The 16,155-nt window shown below is 33.7% G+C and carries 12 protein-coding genes; 4 read left to right on the top strand and 8 right to left on the bottom strand.

Annotated elements, in window-relative coordinates; translation table 11 throughout:
- Positions 1–10: 10 nt before the first annotated feature.
- From J3U18_RS05955 to J3U18_RS05940, 4 genes are all read right to left on the bottom strand, one after another.
- The gene (locus J3U18_RS05955; protein ID WP_267353230.1) at positions 11–655 is read right to left on the bottom strand and encodes a 4Fe-4S single cluster domain-containing protein; all 645 of its coding nucleotides are present in this window, start codon (positions 653–655) and stop codon (positions 11–13) included.
- Positions 656–658: 3 nt separating this feature from the next.
- Positions 659–2,479, bottom strand: a complete 1,821-nt coding sequence (locus J3U18_RS05950; RefSeq protein WP_267353229.1) for an AAA family ATPase — start codon at positions 2,477–2,479, stop codon at positions 659–661.
- A 941-nt stretch (positions 2,480–3,420) separates the two neighbouring features.
- Positions 3,421–3,720: a hypothetical protein gene (locus J3U18_RS05945; RefSeq protein WP_267353228.1), complete on the bottom strand. Its 300-nt coding sequence runs from the start codon at positions 3,718–3,720 to the stop codon at positions 3,421–3,423.
- 62 nt (positions 3,721–3,782) lie between these two features.
- Complete coding sequence (locus J3U18_RS05940) at positions 3,783–4,001, bottom strand: hypothetical protein (RefSeq protein ID WP_267353227.1); 219 nt, start codon at positions 3,999–4,001, stop codon at positions 3,783–3,785.
- Between the two features lie 455 nt (positions 4,002–4,456).
- On the opposite strand from J3U18_RS05940, the gene J3U18_RS05935 reads away from it, so the two are divergent.
- Positions 4,457–7,978 (top strand): AAA domain-containing protein, encoded by a 3,522-nt coding sequence (locus tag J3U18_RS05935; protein WP_267353226.1) that lies wholly within the window; start codon positions 4,457–4,459, stop codon positions 7,976–7,978.
- Between the two features lie 329 nt (positions 7,979–8,307).
- Here J3U18_RS05935 and J3U18_RS05930 read toward each other — a convergent pair whose 3' ends face one another.
- Positions 8,308–8,562 (bottom strand): hypothetical protein, encoded by a 255-nt coding sequence (locus J3U18_RS05930; RefSeq protein WP_267353225.1) that lies wholly within the window; start codon positions 8,560–8,562, stop codon positions 8,308–8,310.
- A gap of 285 nt (positions 8,563–8,847) precedes the next feature.
- Positions 8,848–9,228 (bottom strand): VOC family protein, encoded by a 381-nt coding sequence (locus tag J3U18_RS05925; RefSeq protein WP_267353224.1) that lies wholly within the window; start codon positions 9,226–9,228, stop codon positions 8,848–8,850.
- Between the two features lie 126 nt (positions 9,229–9,354).
- On the opposite strand from J3U18_RS05925, the gene J3U18_RS05920 reads away from it, so the two are divergent.
- On the top strand, positions 9,355–10,314 hold the full coding sequence (locus J3U18_RS05920; RefSeq protein ID WP_267353223.1) for a helix-turn-helix transcriptional regulator: 960 nt from the start codon (positions 9,355–9,357) through the stop codon (positions 10,312–10,314).
- 17 nt (positions 10,315–10,331) lie between these two features.
- Here J3U18_RS05920 and J3U18_RS05915 read toward each other — a convergent pair whose 3' ends face one another.
- A complete protein-coding gene (locus tag J3U18_RS05915) occupies positions 10,332–11,186 on the bottom strand; it encodes an aldo/keto reductase (protein WP_267353222.1) in 855 nt (284 codons plus the stop codon).
- 460 nt (positions 11,187–11,646) lie between these two features.
- Positions 11,647–13,977: a TonB-dependent hemoglobin/transferrin/lactoferrin family receptor gene (locus tag J3U18_RS05910; protein WP_267353221.1), complete on the bottom strand. Its 2,331-nt coding sequence runs from the start codon at positions 13,975–13,977 to the stop codon at positions 11,647–11,649.
- Positions 13,978–14,342: 365 nt separating this feature from the next.
- Here J3U18_RS05910 and J3U18_RS05905 point away from each other — a divergent pair, with 365 nt between their 5' ends.
- Positions 14,343–14,789, top strand: a complete 447-nt coding sequence (locus J3U18_RS05905) for a LexA family protein (RefSeq protein WP_065734091.1) — start codon at positions 14,343–14,345, stop codon at positions 14,787–14,789.
- Entirely contained in the window at positions 14,786–16,045 is a 1,260-nt protein-coding gene (locus tag J3U18_RS05900) for a Y-family DNA polymerase (protein ID WP_267353220.1), read from the top strand. Before J3U18_RS05905 ends, J3U18_RS05900 begins: the two co-directional genes overlap by 4 nt.
- Positions 16,046–16,155: the final 110 nt, after the last annotated feature.

Below are 16,155 nucleotides of genomic sequence, written 5' to 3'. Positions count from 1 at the left end.
TCTGAAATCCTTAATACTTTGTTTTATCAGCGGTCACTCTTATCTGGTGCCCTTGTTGCTTTAAAAGAGTTTGTAATTTTACGAAATCATCGCGCCTAGGAATGCCGGCAAACCAGACAACACCTTCTGCATCAAACATGACATCTAATACTTTATCCTCAGTTGTAACTGCTTGCTGATAATAGGCAAATTTTTCTACAGCTTGTGAGGTAAAACAATGTAACCTTTGATTATCACTACCTCTTAACCTTAAAGTTTGTGAACTCTGCCGTTGAAAGGGGTCACTGATTAACACATCAATGTAAGGTTTAATTTGCTGTAACTGGTCGGTAATATCTTCAACGGCATACCCTGTGTACACTAAAATATCGACCTTTGTTCTTTCGCGTAACTGAACCACAATAGCCAATAACGCCTCAAATTGATCGAACGGTTCCCCGCCAGAGATAGTAATCCCATCAATCAAAGGTAGGTAAGAGGAAAGCTTCATCATCAGTTGTTCAATTGGAATTAACGTTTTTGCTGTTGCCCATGTATCAACTGAAATACAACCCTCACAACGTAAACTACAACCTTGAAACCAAATACCAAGTCGCCTACCTGGTCCTAGTGTTGTTACTGGAAAATGAATACGCGAGATACCAACTGTTAACACCATTTACTCCAAAATTAATTGTCCTATTTGCAACTGAGTTACCACTAATGTTTGACCTGTTTGAGGGTTTAACTTAAACAACTCACGAGCCAATGGATTTAATAAATAAGCCTCAATGTGATTACGTATTCCTCGACCTCCATTTGATAAATCAGCTAAAGCAATGTTTCGCAAACTGTCTAATGCTTCTGGGGTAAATGATAAAATTAACCCTTGTGATTGTAAATCTTCAATCACACCATCAATCATTTGTTGGAATATTTGCTCCGCCACACTAGGGCGAATAAAGTCAAAGACAATAATATTTTCGCCTATCCTATTTAAGATTTCGGGACGATTTAAGACAAATTTAAAATGGCGCTCAATTTCATTTTTTACTCTGGCTTGAACATCATCAAATTGAACATTAGCAGTAACGTTAGGAATGCGTTCACCTTTTTCGGTCAGTTTATAAATTCCAAGATTGGATGTAAAAATGATGAGTGCCTCTGAAAAATAAACACGCTCACCTCGACCAGAAGTTAGAACACCATCATCTAAAATTTGTAAAAATTTATCCATAACCCGAGGATGAGCTTTTTCAATCTCATCAAATAATACGACACTAAACGGTTTTTCACGTATTGCATTGGTTAGCTCCCCTCCTACATCATACCCCACATAGCCGGGAGGTGAACCAATTAAACGCTGATCTGAAAACTCTGAACTAAACTCAGACATATCAAAGCGAATGTATGCGCTTTCATCATTAAAGAGTAAACTGGTAATTGTTTTGGCTAGCTCAGTTTTACCTACACCTGTTGGACCTGCTAAAAAAACTACACCACGAGGTCTATTACCTCTTCGATTAGCACCAATACCCGTGATCGCTCGCTTTATAATATCGAGCATATGGACAACTGCATGATTTTGCCCTTTAACTCGTTGATACACAAAGTTATCTGCTTGTACTATTTTTTCACGATCAATTTTTTGCCACGGATCTTCCGTGACACCTACTTTATAGCGCCTTACGGCATCATTGATATCATCAATGCTCAGTTTCTCTACTTTTGCTAATGTTGTAATGGCATTCATATCCAGCAATAACATCCCCTCTGTACTGTTAACAAAGGTTGTTTCCGCTTTTGCCAGCAATTCAGGCGTAGTTTGTTGCGAACCTGAAATACCTTTTATTAATCTAGAGGCTAATGCTCGACGAGCGGCACTGTCTGGTTTAGAAACTGGAATATGACGAATTCGTGGATTATTCACTAATAACCAGTCAGGTAAATCCCCCTCTTTTTCGACCAACCAAAGTACAGTATTAAAAAACGGCGTACGACTAGTGCCAGCTGGTCTTGTACTCGCTCGATGAGAGAGTACTAATGCTCGCGTAAACAGCTGATGCTCTGCCGCACTTAAGTTATCAGCACGAACGGTCAGCTGAGAGGCAAAATCAATAATTAATGCAACAGGTTCGCCGTTAAGATTAACAAAATTCTCTAAGACATTTCCCAATAAATCAATGCCAGCAGCAGCCCGCCCTTTTTCTGGCGTTAGTCCTATTTGTTGTAATAATTTATCAATATCAATAGCTGGTAAATCAGGTGTTTGTAAACCATAAAACCCCGATAAAGGATCCCAAATCAGTACTTGACTATACCCCACACCGCGCAGAGCGCGATATAACGCTAACTCAAATGTTTGTGGTGTAATAACCCCTGGCTCCACTTCACACGCTTGTAAATCCCTAATATTTCCTGACAATAAAAACTGGCTCTTTAAATGTAAAAACCTAACTAAATCACGCATCCAACGTGGCTTACTAAACTGATAAGTCATGCCGAAAATCCTTTAATAATATAACTTCAATAATCACTACCATATATTATATAGAAACATATTGATATAACTAGCCTTAATAATTAAAGAGCTGTAATATTGATCCTACTAAAATAAAACCATTGCGCTTGAGAGGAATTAGCTAACATTTAACATCTTTAATATTAATTACGGAATGTGAAGAAAAATGCTTAATTTCTACTTAGTAAACTGCCTGACACTATTAAGTAAAATACTATTCTTAGATAGGCAAGGATATTTTAGATAAACAATGAGAGAATAATTAAAGCTCCTAAGTGTAAAGCACCTATTCATTTAACAAAATCGCTAGCTAGCCCATAGTTAATAGAACTAATTAAACAGCAATAATTTAAAGAAGTAATTAGCCTAAATGGGATTTCATTGTGATACGGCAGCAACTTTTACAAGGAATGAATCCTCAAAAAAAGATATAGAAGATACTTCTATTACCTTTAATGAATTTGCTATGCACTGGATAGCGTTTTAGTTGAAAAAACGGTTACACAAGGCAGACAGGCTGAATAAGCTAAAAATTGGGGTAACTTGTAACACTCAAGTCCTTATAACTAGCGCCTCACTGTGCTTCATTGTTAAATCCTACGCAGGTCATACCTGTGTAAGATTGGCACGAAGGAAGGAAAAAAGTAAATTTATCTAGATATAGCCTTTTTTATGCAAACATATACTCATTTTTTTCTGAGCTTCTTTACGATTATTTTCTAAATAATCTACAAGAGAATCTGGATATGAAGAATTTTTAGAAAAAACATCAAACTGAATTTGTAAGCATTCGAAATAATATATTTTATCAAGTTTTATTAAATATAAAAACGCTAAATCACCCTTCTTAAGTTCTGTTGATTTTAATTTTGTTTCTACATTAACCAATTGATTGTTTGTAATATTGTCTAGAAGGACTTTTATTTTTTTTTATCTTTTTTAAGATCCATATAATATTGATCAATAATAAAATTATCTTCAAGACTATCCCAACTTAGTACTATATCATCTCCAAACTCGATATTGAGTATATTTTCATTGTTCTTTTTAGTATCTAAAGTTATCATTCCACCATTAATAGTAAATTCATGTGCAGTCTTGTTTTCACTACACCCAATAAAAAACATACATATACAAGAAATTAAAATTAAATTTTTCATATTATTAATAATTAAGTTTTCTCTAAAAAATGGGATTTTATTTGCAATATTTTCATTCATTCCGGTAAAAATGATTATAAGTTCTATTTATTATAATAAATAATATTTGTTTTTTCACCCTATTAATCAAACAAGGTTTGTTCAGAAAAATATTCACTACCTGCATGATAAATCTTTTTTGAACTTACTCTACAACTATTTCTATTTGTGGTCGGGATCCGTTGTTTACCGCTTTTGTCATATTCAGATGCCAGTTGAGATTTAGGTAAATCATACAACAAAACACATGTTACACCTAATGGTGCCAAAATTGTCGGAATATCTCTCCAATAGTTCATCATAAGTAACGTATTTTGAATAACATCAAACTAAAAATACCGTTTTTGCATTCTTTACATTAGATTTGATAGTGAATATGATGTAAGTAATAATAGAAGATAGAACAATCATTTTTATATGGATAATTTTCAAAAAATGCTGAAAAATTAGATTGAAGGCTGCTATCAAACGACTAAAAACAACAAACAAAACCACTCTAAAACAGATAACTGAAAGCGCTTATAGTTACATAAATGCTTTTGCAAAATAAATAAGGTTTTAAACTTAAAAAATCGATTCTCAATCTATCAATCTGAGAAATGACTATATATTTACAAGAGTAACTTCAACTATTTTTATAAAAAATTAATGCATAAATTTAATAAAGCAATAAAAGAATAATTAATTTAATAAATAATAAAATTACTTACTATCGTAGATATTTTTTAAATGGATACTAGATAAAAAAGGATAATTTATGGACAAAAATGCTCAATTTTTTGCTGGTTATTGGCGAAATTCTTTAGTCGATGCTATTTTTGCCAAAGGTGGCTTGGATAGCAAGGACATTGAGCAGTTTATCACATGTGACTCAATTGTATGGGAAAAAGGTCAGATTAGTGATGAGTTAACTAAAAAGCTTTTTCAAGATGAGTCAAAGGATTGCAGAACTATTGAGATTGTATTGAGACCCCGAATTTATCGAAATAGAACTGAACATACTTATGCTAAAAAAGATATTCCGGAATATGTTGTACCAATAGCGACCAATGCATTATTGGCGAGAAATGGCCGACTATATCCCCTTTGGAATCAAACTTCCATATCCCGCGACATTTTAGAGCCGTTGGTAAAAGGCTCCTTTTCAATAAGTTCAATAGATAGCCTTGATGGCTATTTAACATCCAATATTGTGTCAGGTATTAATTATCAAGAAGATGAGCAAGGAAATTGCGAACTAACTGATGAAGAATATGCTGTTGCTTGGAATACCTACTTAAAACGTTGTGATTCACTACTAAAAACCATTGCCCAAGATTGGCTTGAAAGTGATAATACTTTTGAGTTTTTGAATTACGGTTATATTATCAAGAAAGATATTGTCAAAAATGCAGCAACGCATATAGTTTCATTATATGATCAGTTACGTCAATCTACTGATGACATTCCTCTTTTTAGCAAATTAGCCTCAAAACAGGCAACTGTAAAACAACCTTGTTTAACTAGCAATAGCCTTTTTTCAAAACGTTTGGCTCATTCAGGCGATAAATTCCCTTTAGCGGACGCACAACGAGATGCACTGAATCATTTATTAAATACAGAAAATGGGGAAATTTTAGCTGTGAATGGTCCACCAGGAACAGGAAAAACAACAATGCTACTTTCTGTAGTGGCTTCACTATGGGCAAAACATGCATTAGATAAAAGTGAACCGCCGGTCATCGTAGCTGCCTCCACCAATAATCAAGCTGTTACCAACGTCATCGATGCTTTTGGAAAAGACTTTTCTGTAGGGAAAGGATTTTTTGCAGGAAGATGGTTACCCGACATTGATAGCTTTGGTGCCTATTACCCTTCTATAAGTAAAGTTGATAAAGTTAAAAATATATATCATACCGAATCTTTCTTCACTGATATTGAAACTCATCAATACTATGATAAGGCAAAACAGCACTATATCAATTGCGCTCTAAAAGCTTTTCCTGAGTTAGATGTAAAAAATTGTTCTGTCAAAGATATCATTAATAAACTTCACCAAACTTTAAAAATAGAAGTTGCTAAATTAGAACAAATTGAAAATTCATGGCTAAACTTATTAAACATACACCAAACAATACAACAGCTTTATGGTGAGCCTATAACACAAACTAAAGCTAAATATGAACAACTGTTGCAAACTGAACAAGAAACAAAAAATAACTGGCAAAATGTAGAGACATCATGGCAGAAATATCTTGCCAATGAAAGCATATGGTATTCACTATTTTCATGGATACCGCCAGTAGCTCAAAAACGTTTATTAAAAGCCAAGCTTTTTCTTAAAAAAATATGGCCTGCCGAACAAGCACAACGTCAATGGCAAACGATAAACAGCATTTCCCTGTTCGTTGAAGGTAAAATTGACTCACAGAAGCTTATAATACAAAAAAATAAAAAAGTTATGAAAGAGATAGATGATTTTTACTTGAAGTTGGAAAAGTCTCTGTATGATTGGAATGTTGCATTACAGCCTTTAGGTATAACTGATAAAAACCAAGAAATAACATTAACCCAAGTTGACAGTATTACAGATCTTCAAATTCGTTTTAAAGTATTCTTACTGACAACTCATTATTGGGAAGGTCGTTGGTTAATGGATATGGAAGAACTGCTTCCATACTTAGAAGAGTGGAAAAGAAAAACTGGCTATATACCTACTAAGAAGCGTTGGCATTTGCGAATGAAGATCACCCCTTGTATTGTTTCTACCTTTTTTATGTTACCAGCTAAATTTACCTACATTGGAGCAGACTATAAAAAGAATTACCTATATAATTTTGCTGATTTACTAATCGTGGACGAAGCTGGACAAGTTTTACCCGAGGTGGCCGGAGCATCATTTTCCTTAAGTAAAAAAGCATTGGTTATTGGTGACACATTCCAAACTGAACCTATTTGGTCAATCCCACCTAAAGTCGATATCGGTAATATGCAAAACGCTAAAGTTATTTGTAGTGCAGATATTGAAAAAGAATATGAATTTCTGAAACATTTAGGAAAAACGGCCTCCTCCGGTAGTGTGATGAGAATTGCTCAACAAGCTTCAAAATATCACTATGATCAAGATATGGAGCCGGGAATGTTTTTGTATGAGCATCGCCGCTGTTACGATGAAATCATTGGTTTTTGCAATGAATTAGTCTATAAAGGCAAACTTAAACCAATGCGGGGAAGCTCATCTGAAAAGACAACGTTTCCTGCGTTAGGTTACTTACATATTGATGGTATCTGCCAAAAGGCCAGTTCCGGAAGCCGTATCAATAAGCTTGAAGCGACAGTCATCGCCAAATGGCTTACAGAGAATAAAGAGATATTAGAAAACCAATACAAGGAGCCAATAAATAAAATTGTTGGTATTGTTACCCCCTTTGGTGCTCAAGTAGCAGAAATAAAAAGAGTAATTAGGGAATCAAAATGCGGTATAAACATTGATGATGAAGAAGATTCATTAACTGTCAGCACAATTAACTCCCTACAAGGAGCAGAAAGAAAGCTCATTATCTTTTCACCTGTTTATTCAAAACATGCCAATGGCGATTTCATTGATAAGAAACCTAGCAAGTTGAATGTGGCGATTTCACGAGCAAGGGATAGCTTTTTAGTCTTTGGTGATATGGATATATTCGATCCCATTTTAAAAACACCGAGAGGTATTTTAGCCAAATACTTGTTCGCCAATAAAGATAATGAATTGTCTTTTAACTATATCGCTAGGGAAGATTTAACTAATTCAAGCAATGTAGATTATCTGGTTCTTAATGGTGTAAAAGAACATGATGCATTTCTCCAAAATTCTATTAAAAATGCTGAAAAAGAGATACTTATTGTCTCACCATGGATAAGATTAGCGGCTATTCAAAGCACCAATATATTAGATATCATGGAAATAGCTGTAAAAAAAGGCGTCAAAGTCTCTGTCTATACAGATAAACAACTAAATTTCTCTTACTGTAATAATGAAAAACGAGAAAAATTAGACAAAGAACTGTCTCAAATCATGACAGAGTTTAATAATAAAGGAATTGAAGCTAAATATGTTAAAAATATACATAGTAAATTGTTGATTAAAGACAATGATCTGCTGTGTGTAGGCTCATTTAACTGGCTTAGCGCACAAAGAGAAGGCGATTATGTAAGGCATGAAACATCTATCGTTTATCAAGGTAAAAATGATAATATTGCCAATGAAATTAAACTTCTCAAGGGTAGCTTTGAAAGTCGTTTTTTTTACGACAACTGAATAATATTTGCATTAGAAATGATAATCAATGATAAAAAAACAATGGTGGTAGGCAATATTTTTTTAATATAAGAATTATTTACAAATGGAAGCAAAATAGATATTGAATCTTTGCAATCTATCTTGCTCGCCTCCATGAAGAAAAGAAACTCTATAAAGTAGAGATTGAGAGTAAATCTTTGCATATTAGGCACTGCTTCTTGCTGTTATTAGAATGGGGTAACTCCAATCTGATTAACAGCAGGAATGATTGTAGTTAAATTAGCTAATCGATCAGGTTAAAAATTACTTACGCCAATAGCTCGAGTTTTACCTGCTGAATGATGCGCTTACGCACCATGAACATTACCGTAAAAAAGAAGAAATAATCGAAGAAAATATAACATCCAAATAAATTCTTTTAATTCACTATATTTATCTGTATTTTCTTTCTTCAGTTTTTTAATGGCATCCTTTTCGTTTTCAGCTTGAATCTCAATATCCAATTTTTTATAAATATTATTGTCTAATTTATTTTTATCTATTTCATTTTTATCAAGAATCACTAATTTTTCATCTTTTATGAAGAATAAAAATGTTGTCATAGAATAACCATGTTAAATTTTGTTGCTCCTGATAGCTTCGTCTTTTTTATCAGGCCCCTAATCCATTCTAAAAAACTGACATTACCACAACTTTCAAGGAGCAACTTAATCTTTTCGCCGCTTATCTCGCCATTAGGTTTGGTGGTGGAGCCAGTCAGCTTTTTAGAATTGTAGCTTCATTTTAAGACGGTTTAGGTTTCTCCGTCTATTTTTAATTTTAATGAGAACAATGAGTTAAGTAAAATTTTTAAAGCATCCATTGTTTTAATTTCTTAAGATAATTTTTTATTCAAATTTTGAAGTGTCGGTAGCACAAACACGGAGTCGATGACCATCAGGATCATTTCCTACAAATGTGTATCCGAAATCGAGCATCTGGGGTTCGAGTTTAATTTTGACGTTTAGTTCTTTCCATGTCGCATAAATCTCATCTACTTCATTTTTTGTTACATCACTAAATGACAGCTCAAAACCACCATAATGATTGGGTGCCTTTGGCGTTATTTTATCAGCCTCTTGCAGCCCCAAAATAAAATTATCATTCAATAAAAATACAGCAAAGCCAGGATAAGTTTTAACAGGTGGGCGCTCTAGTATTTTTGTGTAAAACTCTGTGCTAGCATCGACATCTTTGACATAAACAATAACGCTATTAGGTTTAAACATTTTTCTTTCCTTTTAGTGATAAAAATTAGTTCAATCAATTTTAGTTATCTCTATTTTGATGTAGCATTGCTGACAACTGTATGTCATATTTAAAATTCAATCTAAATTATTTTGCAAACATAAAGCATGAAAATTAATCGTATAATTACTACCATCATGGTATTGCTACAAAGAGAAAAAATAACTGGTAAAGAATTAGCAGAAAAATTAAATGTATCATTGCGTACTATTTACCGAGATATACAAGTTATAGAGGGAGCGGGAATACCCATTATTACCTATCAAGGAAGTGCCGGTGGAATAAGTATTTTAAAAAATTATAAAATTAATAAAGGTCTATTCACTAAAGAAGATGTCATTGTTTTATTAAAAGGCCTCAACTTATTATCCTCACCGGTTTTAAAAGAAAGTGAAAATTTAAGAACACTCGAGAAAATAAAGAGTTTTTTATCAGAACAAGAACTTGATGAAGTGACAAATAACTTAAATCAACTTATTGTTGATTTATCGCCTTGGTTTTCTAAACAAAATATTGATAACAAAATATCTATTATAAGACTGGCACTGAAAGAGCAAATGCTTTTATCGTTTGATTATTTAAGTGTTAGGAATAAACAAGCCTCACGTTTAATTGAGCCATATAAACTTATTTTTAAGGAAAAAGAATGGTATTTACAAGCTTTTTGTCGAACTAAAAATGATTTTCGTGTATTTAAATTGTCAAAAATGTCAAACATTTGTAAAACAAACACTAAATTTATTAAACAGACACCGCCTGAAGTGTTCTCTTTATTCCAAACGGATATGAAAAAAAAGATTTTTAAAATAAAACTACTAATAGATGAATCGCTTTTGGAACGTATTTTAGATTTTTGTGATGAAAAAGATATTAAGAAATTAAATGGACAACAGTATCTTGTAGATTTTAACTTTATTGATGATGACTACAGTTATGGCATTTTACTAAGCTTAGGTCATAAATGTATTTGTTTAGAGCCTGAGTATATACGTCAAAAACTCGTTGAACGAGCGGAAAAATTAGTTAAATCTTACAAAGAAACTGTCAATCCATTTATATCAAATTAGCCTCAATAACTAAAAATTTAAACATCTAATCTCCGGCTAGTTAACCATTTTACTTTTTCCGGATCTCGATGATCAAAAAATTGACTTGTATTTGTATCAAGCGCTGCTATTTGTTGCATATCTTTATCTGAAAGCTCAAAATCCCAGATATCTTGATTTTCAATTATACGCTCTTTACGCACAGATTTAGCCAAGCTTGCAATACCCCGTTGTGCTAACCAACGTAATACCACTTGCCCTATTGTTTTACCATATTTAACGGCAATTTGACCTAACACCGGATGGGTAAATAAACCATTTTTCCCTTCAGCAAACGGTGCCCAGGCTTGAGGAGTTATGCTCTCTTTTTGCATATAAGGCACGGCTTCAAGCTGTTGTTGGAATGGGTTAACTTCAATCTGATTTACGGCAGGAATAATGGAATGAAATGCAGTTAAATCAGCTAATCTATCAGGTTGAAAATTACTTACGCCAATAGCACGAGTTTTACCTGCTGAATAAAGCTCTTGCATTGCTTGCCAAGCACCATGAACATCACCATAAGGTTGATGAATTAAATATAAGTCAACATAGTCTAATTGCAAACGATTTAATGAACGTTCAAATTGAGCCTTAGCACCATTGTAATTGGCATCTTGCAACCATAACTTAGTCGTAATAAATAATTCTGCTCGATCAATCCCATGTGCACGAATAGCATTACCAACTTCAGTTTCATTTTGGTAACTTGCAGCTGTATCAATTAACCGATAGCCAGAATCAATTGCATCATGTACGGCTGTTTCACTCTCTTTCTTATCGGTCATTTGAAAAACACCAAACCCTAAGATAGGCATTTCGATACCATTATTTAATGTTATTGTTTTTTTCATAGCTCATACCTCAGTTATTGTAGTTAGCCTATTATTAAACAGCTTACTACAATGATAAAGTAGGTAAAACAACATGCACTAATGAAAAATTTTCATTAATTAACTTAGGTCTTTTATTGAAATATCACGATATTCAAAATTGATGAAAAGCCCGATAAGGTCATTAAAAAAAGTGACAAGTAATTTCAATATCGAAAATTATTTAATTTGAGATATGTATGAAGCTAATATAATTCATATATCAATCAGCACTCACACCCCTCTTTTAATCGTTTAATGCAGATTCAATCGGATGTGGCGGATCATATTAGATCTTTTTGAAATGCTTATTATGTGTTTAACAACTCAGTGATTTTTATTGATGCCTTATTTATATAAGGCATCAATACTATTTTTTTAATAGTTTAACCTGCAAGACTTTTTAACTGTTTAAACTTATCAACTTAACGCTAGATAAGTATTAAAATTTATATGAAAAACTTGCTTTAAAGTTGCGTGCTAAACCATAAGTATTTTCACCTAAATATAGTCGATAATCTTTGTTAAAGATATTATCAACGGCCAGTTTAACTTCAGCTTTTGGCAAAAATGTTGGCTGCCAGGTTGCAAATAAATTATGTAATGAATAACCTGATGAACGACCTAAACCATACGCCCCAAGATCAGCAAGCCCATCATGATTTCTATCTTCTGATCCTGTTCGATCTTGTTTTCTGACAAATTGAGCATTCCAACCTGCTCTTAAATTCCATTGAGGAATTTTAAAACCGGTAGTTAAAGTTGCTGTACGAGGTGAAATTGTCGCAACATAAGTTTTGTTATGCATCCATGGAGCTTGTGGCGCGGTGTCTCGCTCTCCTTTTTGAATTGAGTACGTTGCACTGGCAAACCAATATTTACTATCATAAAAGGTTTCTAGTTCAAATCCTTTTACCACTAACTTACCGGGCAGATTTCGATAATTAGATTGGCCAACCGGACACAATTTACCCGGTCCACAAATAGAGCCATTAAAACCACGAGTAACAAAAATTTCGTTAGTAACACGCTGTCTAAATAATGTGCTTCGAACTTGTAATTTATCATCATTTAACATTAGATTATTGAAATCGAGGATATTTCCCAATCGGATTGATAAATCACGCTCTTTTTTCAAATTGCGACTGGTTGCAGAGATTTTACCACTACCGCCATTTTTAGGGGTGAATTGAACCTCATAAGTTTCATCAACAGTCGGCGCTTGCCATGCATAACTGATATCACCAAAAAACCCGATATTTTCTGTCGCTTGCCAATATGAACCGAGTCTTGGCGTCCAACCAGTATAGGTAACAGGCGCATAATTGTGTCCATAACGAGGATCGGGATCATTATAAGCTGATGCATAATTTTTCTTACCATGATTACGAACATAATCGTATCGAAGGCTTGGCGTTAAGACAAAATTGCTAATCGATAATTCATCTTGTAGATAAAAACTATAAGTTTGTTGTTTTCCCGAAGGCATATAAGCAGGTTGGAAATAACCATGATTATAATTTGGTTTTTTCTCGTAATTTTTGTAATACATCAAGGTATCACGATCATGCAAATGCACTTGTGCACCAATTTTTAGAAGATTATCAATTGGTCCTGTAGTAAAAATACTGTTATTTTCAAGCTCAACAGTTTTATCAGTGTAACTGACCCAACTCTCATTGCCCATGGTACCTAAAGAAGCAACCGGGTTATATTTGGCCGGTCTCATATCATGTTGCTTTGTTTTTGAATACGTGGTGCGTAGGGTAAAATCGACTAATGGATTATAAGTTGGTTGATAGTTCCATTTAAATTGCGCTGATTCATCTGTTTGATCACGTTTGACTAATTTTCGTAACCAAGCTGCTCTATATCCATATTTTTTAATTTGGGCAGCAGTTGGTGGCGTCATCTTTTCAACATATTTTGCTGCCCACGGCTGCCATGAGTCTCGTTTTGAACGGATACCGGATATCGTGAACGTATGCTCTTCATTAGGTCTAAAATTTAATTTCCCCATATACGTGTCCATATCATCTTCTGAGAATTCAAATCGAGAATCATCCGGTCTTTTAAAATTGCCACTATCGCGGTTAGTGTAGTAAAACAGCCCATCAAACATATCATCTTTTGTTCTACCATAAACAGCACTTGTTACCATATTTTGATGATTATTTGAATGGAAACTATATTTAACCAAAGCGCCAACATATTTATCAGGATCGAGTAAATCAATCGCATCTTTAGTTTCCATTGTTACTACCCCACCAAAGCCACCATTACCAAATTTGACATCATGCGGGCCTTTATTCACTTCAACCCGTTTAAGTAATTCCGGCTCAACAAAAACCGAACCTTGTTGGTATTTTTGGAAACCTTTTTGCGCACCATCAACAATAATTTTTACATCTTCTACTTTACCAAATCCCCAAATATTTAACGTCTGTCCACCCGGTCTAACCGAACCGGCGGCGCTCACGCCCGGTAATGTATTGAGTAATTCGGCTACATTATCCGCTTGCTTTTGTTCTATCAAACCGGATGTAAGTGTTGATCGTCCGGCAATAACGCTATTAATTTTTTTCAATTGATCTTGTGATCTTGCTATAACGGTAATCACATCATCAATATCCTCACTACTTACGTTATCTTTATTTCTTTTTATTTGTGATTCTTGTTCATCTTCTGGTGAAGTATTCTCGCCACTTGAAGGTTCCGCTTGAAGAGAAAAACTCATACAGAGCAATAATATACTTATTTTTTTATATCCCATACCTAGTTCCTTTTAAAAAGCATAGTTATTAAATAAACACGACTAAATTAATATTACCCACATAAATAGTAATGATAATCATTATCATGTAGGGTTAGGGAGTATAGTTTTTTTAGGTATAAATAAATAGCAAAATTTAAATTTAATTTATCTCTCGATAAATTGAAAAGTAAGCACCGAAGTCGTTTAGCTAGCAACTTTACTTGTAAAACAATAGATTATCTTTTTTTAGTAATCTATTTTTAATTTTTTACACTCGTTTTTATTGAATTAAGTATTTTATACTGTATATTTATACATATATCTTTTTTTTATGCGAATAGATCTCCACTATTCGTTTTTTATTGTTTTTTAGGAGTGTTTTCTTGAATAAATATTGTGTTGTTCTTGGGCAAGCTAATAGCTCTCTCGCGACTTATTTGCCTTTAGTTGATACGCCAGTAAGAGCCGGATTTCCCTCACCTGCTGATGATTATTTAGAAACAAAACTAGATTTAACTAGCCATTTAGTTAAGCACCCTAGTGCGACTTATTATATTAAAGCGATTGGTGACTCAATGATTGATTACGGTATTTACAGTGGTGATCTGCTTGTTGTTGACCGATCTTTAGAACCGAAAATAGATGATATTGTTGTCGCAGCTGTTGACGGTGAACTAACTTGTAAGTGTTTAAGTTTTATTAATGGCGAACATCATTTAGTATCAGGCAATAGACTTTATCCACCTATTTCACTAACAGGGAAAGAAGTCCATATTTGGGGAGTCGTGATACATACGATTCACTCCCTACGAAAGCGAGGACATTCATGATTGGGCTAATTGATTGTAATAATTTTTATGCATCATGTGAACGAGTCTTTAATCCCAAATTAGAAGGAAAACCTATTGGTATCTTATCTAATAATGATGGTTGCGTAATCGCCCGTTCTAATGAATTAAAACCCTTAGTACCAATGGGAATGCCTGCCTACAAAATTGAACCCAAAATTAGAAAAAAAATTAAATTATTGAGTTCTAATTATGAACTTTATGGCGATATGAGTCAGCGGGTATTTGATACCGTTCGTCATTATACTGCAGATATTGAACCTTACTCCATCGATGAAGCATTCATCCATTTAAATGGATTTAACAATGTGTTAACTCATTGTCAAAATTTAAAAACAATAGTAAAGCGTGATACAGGTATCCCGGTGAGTATTGGTATTGCACCAACTCGAACGTTAGCAAAATTAGCTAATCATATCGCAAAAAAACAGCCAATTCATCAAGGTGTTTATTGTTTACCGACTAATCAAGAGGCGATAAAGACGATATTAAAGCAATTCTCAATTGAAGATATATGGGGCGTTGGTTGGCGAATTGCTCAACGGTTAAAAGTATTAGATATTCATACCGCTTGGGACTTACATCAAGCTAATTTGAAACAAATTAGACAGTTATTTTCTGTTGTCCTTGAACGTACAGTACTTGAACTACGTGGTATTAACTGCATTGAATTAGATGATTTATCTACACCTAAAAAAAATATTATGACATCGCGTAGCTTTGGTCATTTAACGAGTGATCTATTTGATATACAAGAAGCAATTCGAGTACATGCAAGCCGTGGTGCAGAAAAACTAAGAAAGCAAAAATCAGTTGCTAGTGCAGTACTGATCTTTTTAAAGACTAATCGATTTCGGCCAGAATTACCTCAATATAATCCATCAATTGTTGTTCCATTATTGTCAACAACTGATGATTCGAGATTAATCATTCATGCCGCTCAAAAAGGATTACAATCCATTTATAAAAAAGGCTTTTTATTTATGAAATCAGGTGTGATGCTACTTGATCTAAAAGCTAAAGATGATTATTGCCAATCCGATTTATTTATTCCTGACATATCAGAAATACAAAAAAGTGAACAGCTAATGAAAACAATGGATTACATTAATCAAAAGATGGGAAAAAATACTATTCACTTAGGCGGTATAAGACAAACCGCAGCTTGGCAAATCAAGCGAGATATGCTTAGCCAGCGGTATACAACTCGTTGGGAAGAGTTACCTTTTGCTAAATAGATAATTAATAATAATTTAAACAATGGATATATTTGATCATTTCAAACAAGTATATCCATATTTTTAAGTGCTGAACAAAACCGATTGAATCTTATGTTCAGCACGTTTAT

The organism is Gilliamella sp. B3482 (assembly GCF_026536805.1).
Lineage (GTDB): Bacteria > Pseudomonadota > Gammaproteobacteria > Enterobacterales > Orbaceae > Gilliamella > Gilliamella apicola_E.
The sequence above is the reverse complement of the archived record's forward strand: the minus strand, read 5'-3'. Positions and strand labels throughout refer to the sequence as shown.

What these genes read in the sequence shown, in the direction of transcription:
- J3U18_RS05935 (WP_267353226.1), top strand. Translation starts at nt 4,457, where the DNA reads ATGGACAAAAATGCTCAATTTTTTGCTGGTTATTGGCGAAATTCTTTA.
- J3U18_RS05910 (WP_267353221.1), bottom strand. Translation starts at nt 13,977, where the DNA reads ATGGGATATAAAAAAATAAGTATATTATTGCTCTGTATGAGTTTTTCT.
- J3U18_RS05925 (WP_267353224.1), bottom strand. Translation starts at nt 9,228, where the DNA reads ATGTTTAAACCTAATAGCGTTATTGTTTATGTCAAAGATGTCGATGCT.
- J3U18_RS05920 (WP_267353223.1), top strand. Translation starts at nt 9,355, where the DNA reads ATGAAAATTAATCGTATAATTACTACCATCATGGTATTGCTACAAAGA.
- J3U18_RS05930 (WP_267353225.1), bottom strand. Translation starts at nt 8,562, where the DNA reads ATGACAACATTTTTATTCTTCATAAAAGATGAAAAATTAGTGATTCTT.
- J3U18_RS05900 (WP_267353220.1), top strand. Translation starts at nt 14,786, where the DNA reads ATGATTGGGCTAATTGATTGTAATAATTTTTATGCATCATGTGAACGA.
- J3U18_RS05915 (WP_267353222.1), bottom strand. Translation starts at nt 11,186, where the DNA reads ATGAAAAAAACAATAACATTAAATAATGGTATCGAAATGCCTATCTTA.
- J3U18_RS05940 (WP_267353227.1), bottom strand. Translation starts at nt 4,001, where the DNA reads ATGATGAACTATTGGAGAGATATTCCGACAATTTTGGCACCATTAGGT.
- J3U18_RS05950 (WP_267353229.1), bottom strand. Translation starts at nt 2,479, where the DNA reads ATGACTTATCAGTTTAGTAAGCCACGTTGGATGCGTGATTTAGTTAGG.
- J3U18_RS05945 (WP_267353228.1), bottom strand. Translation starts at nt 3,720, where the DNA reads ATGAATGAAAATATTGCAAATAAAATCCCATTTTTTAGAGAAAACTTA.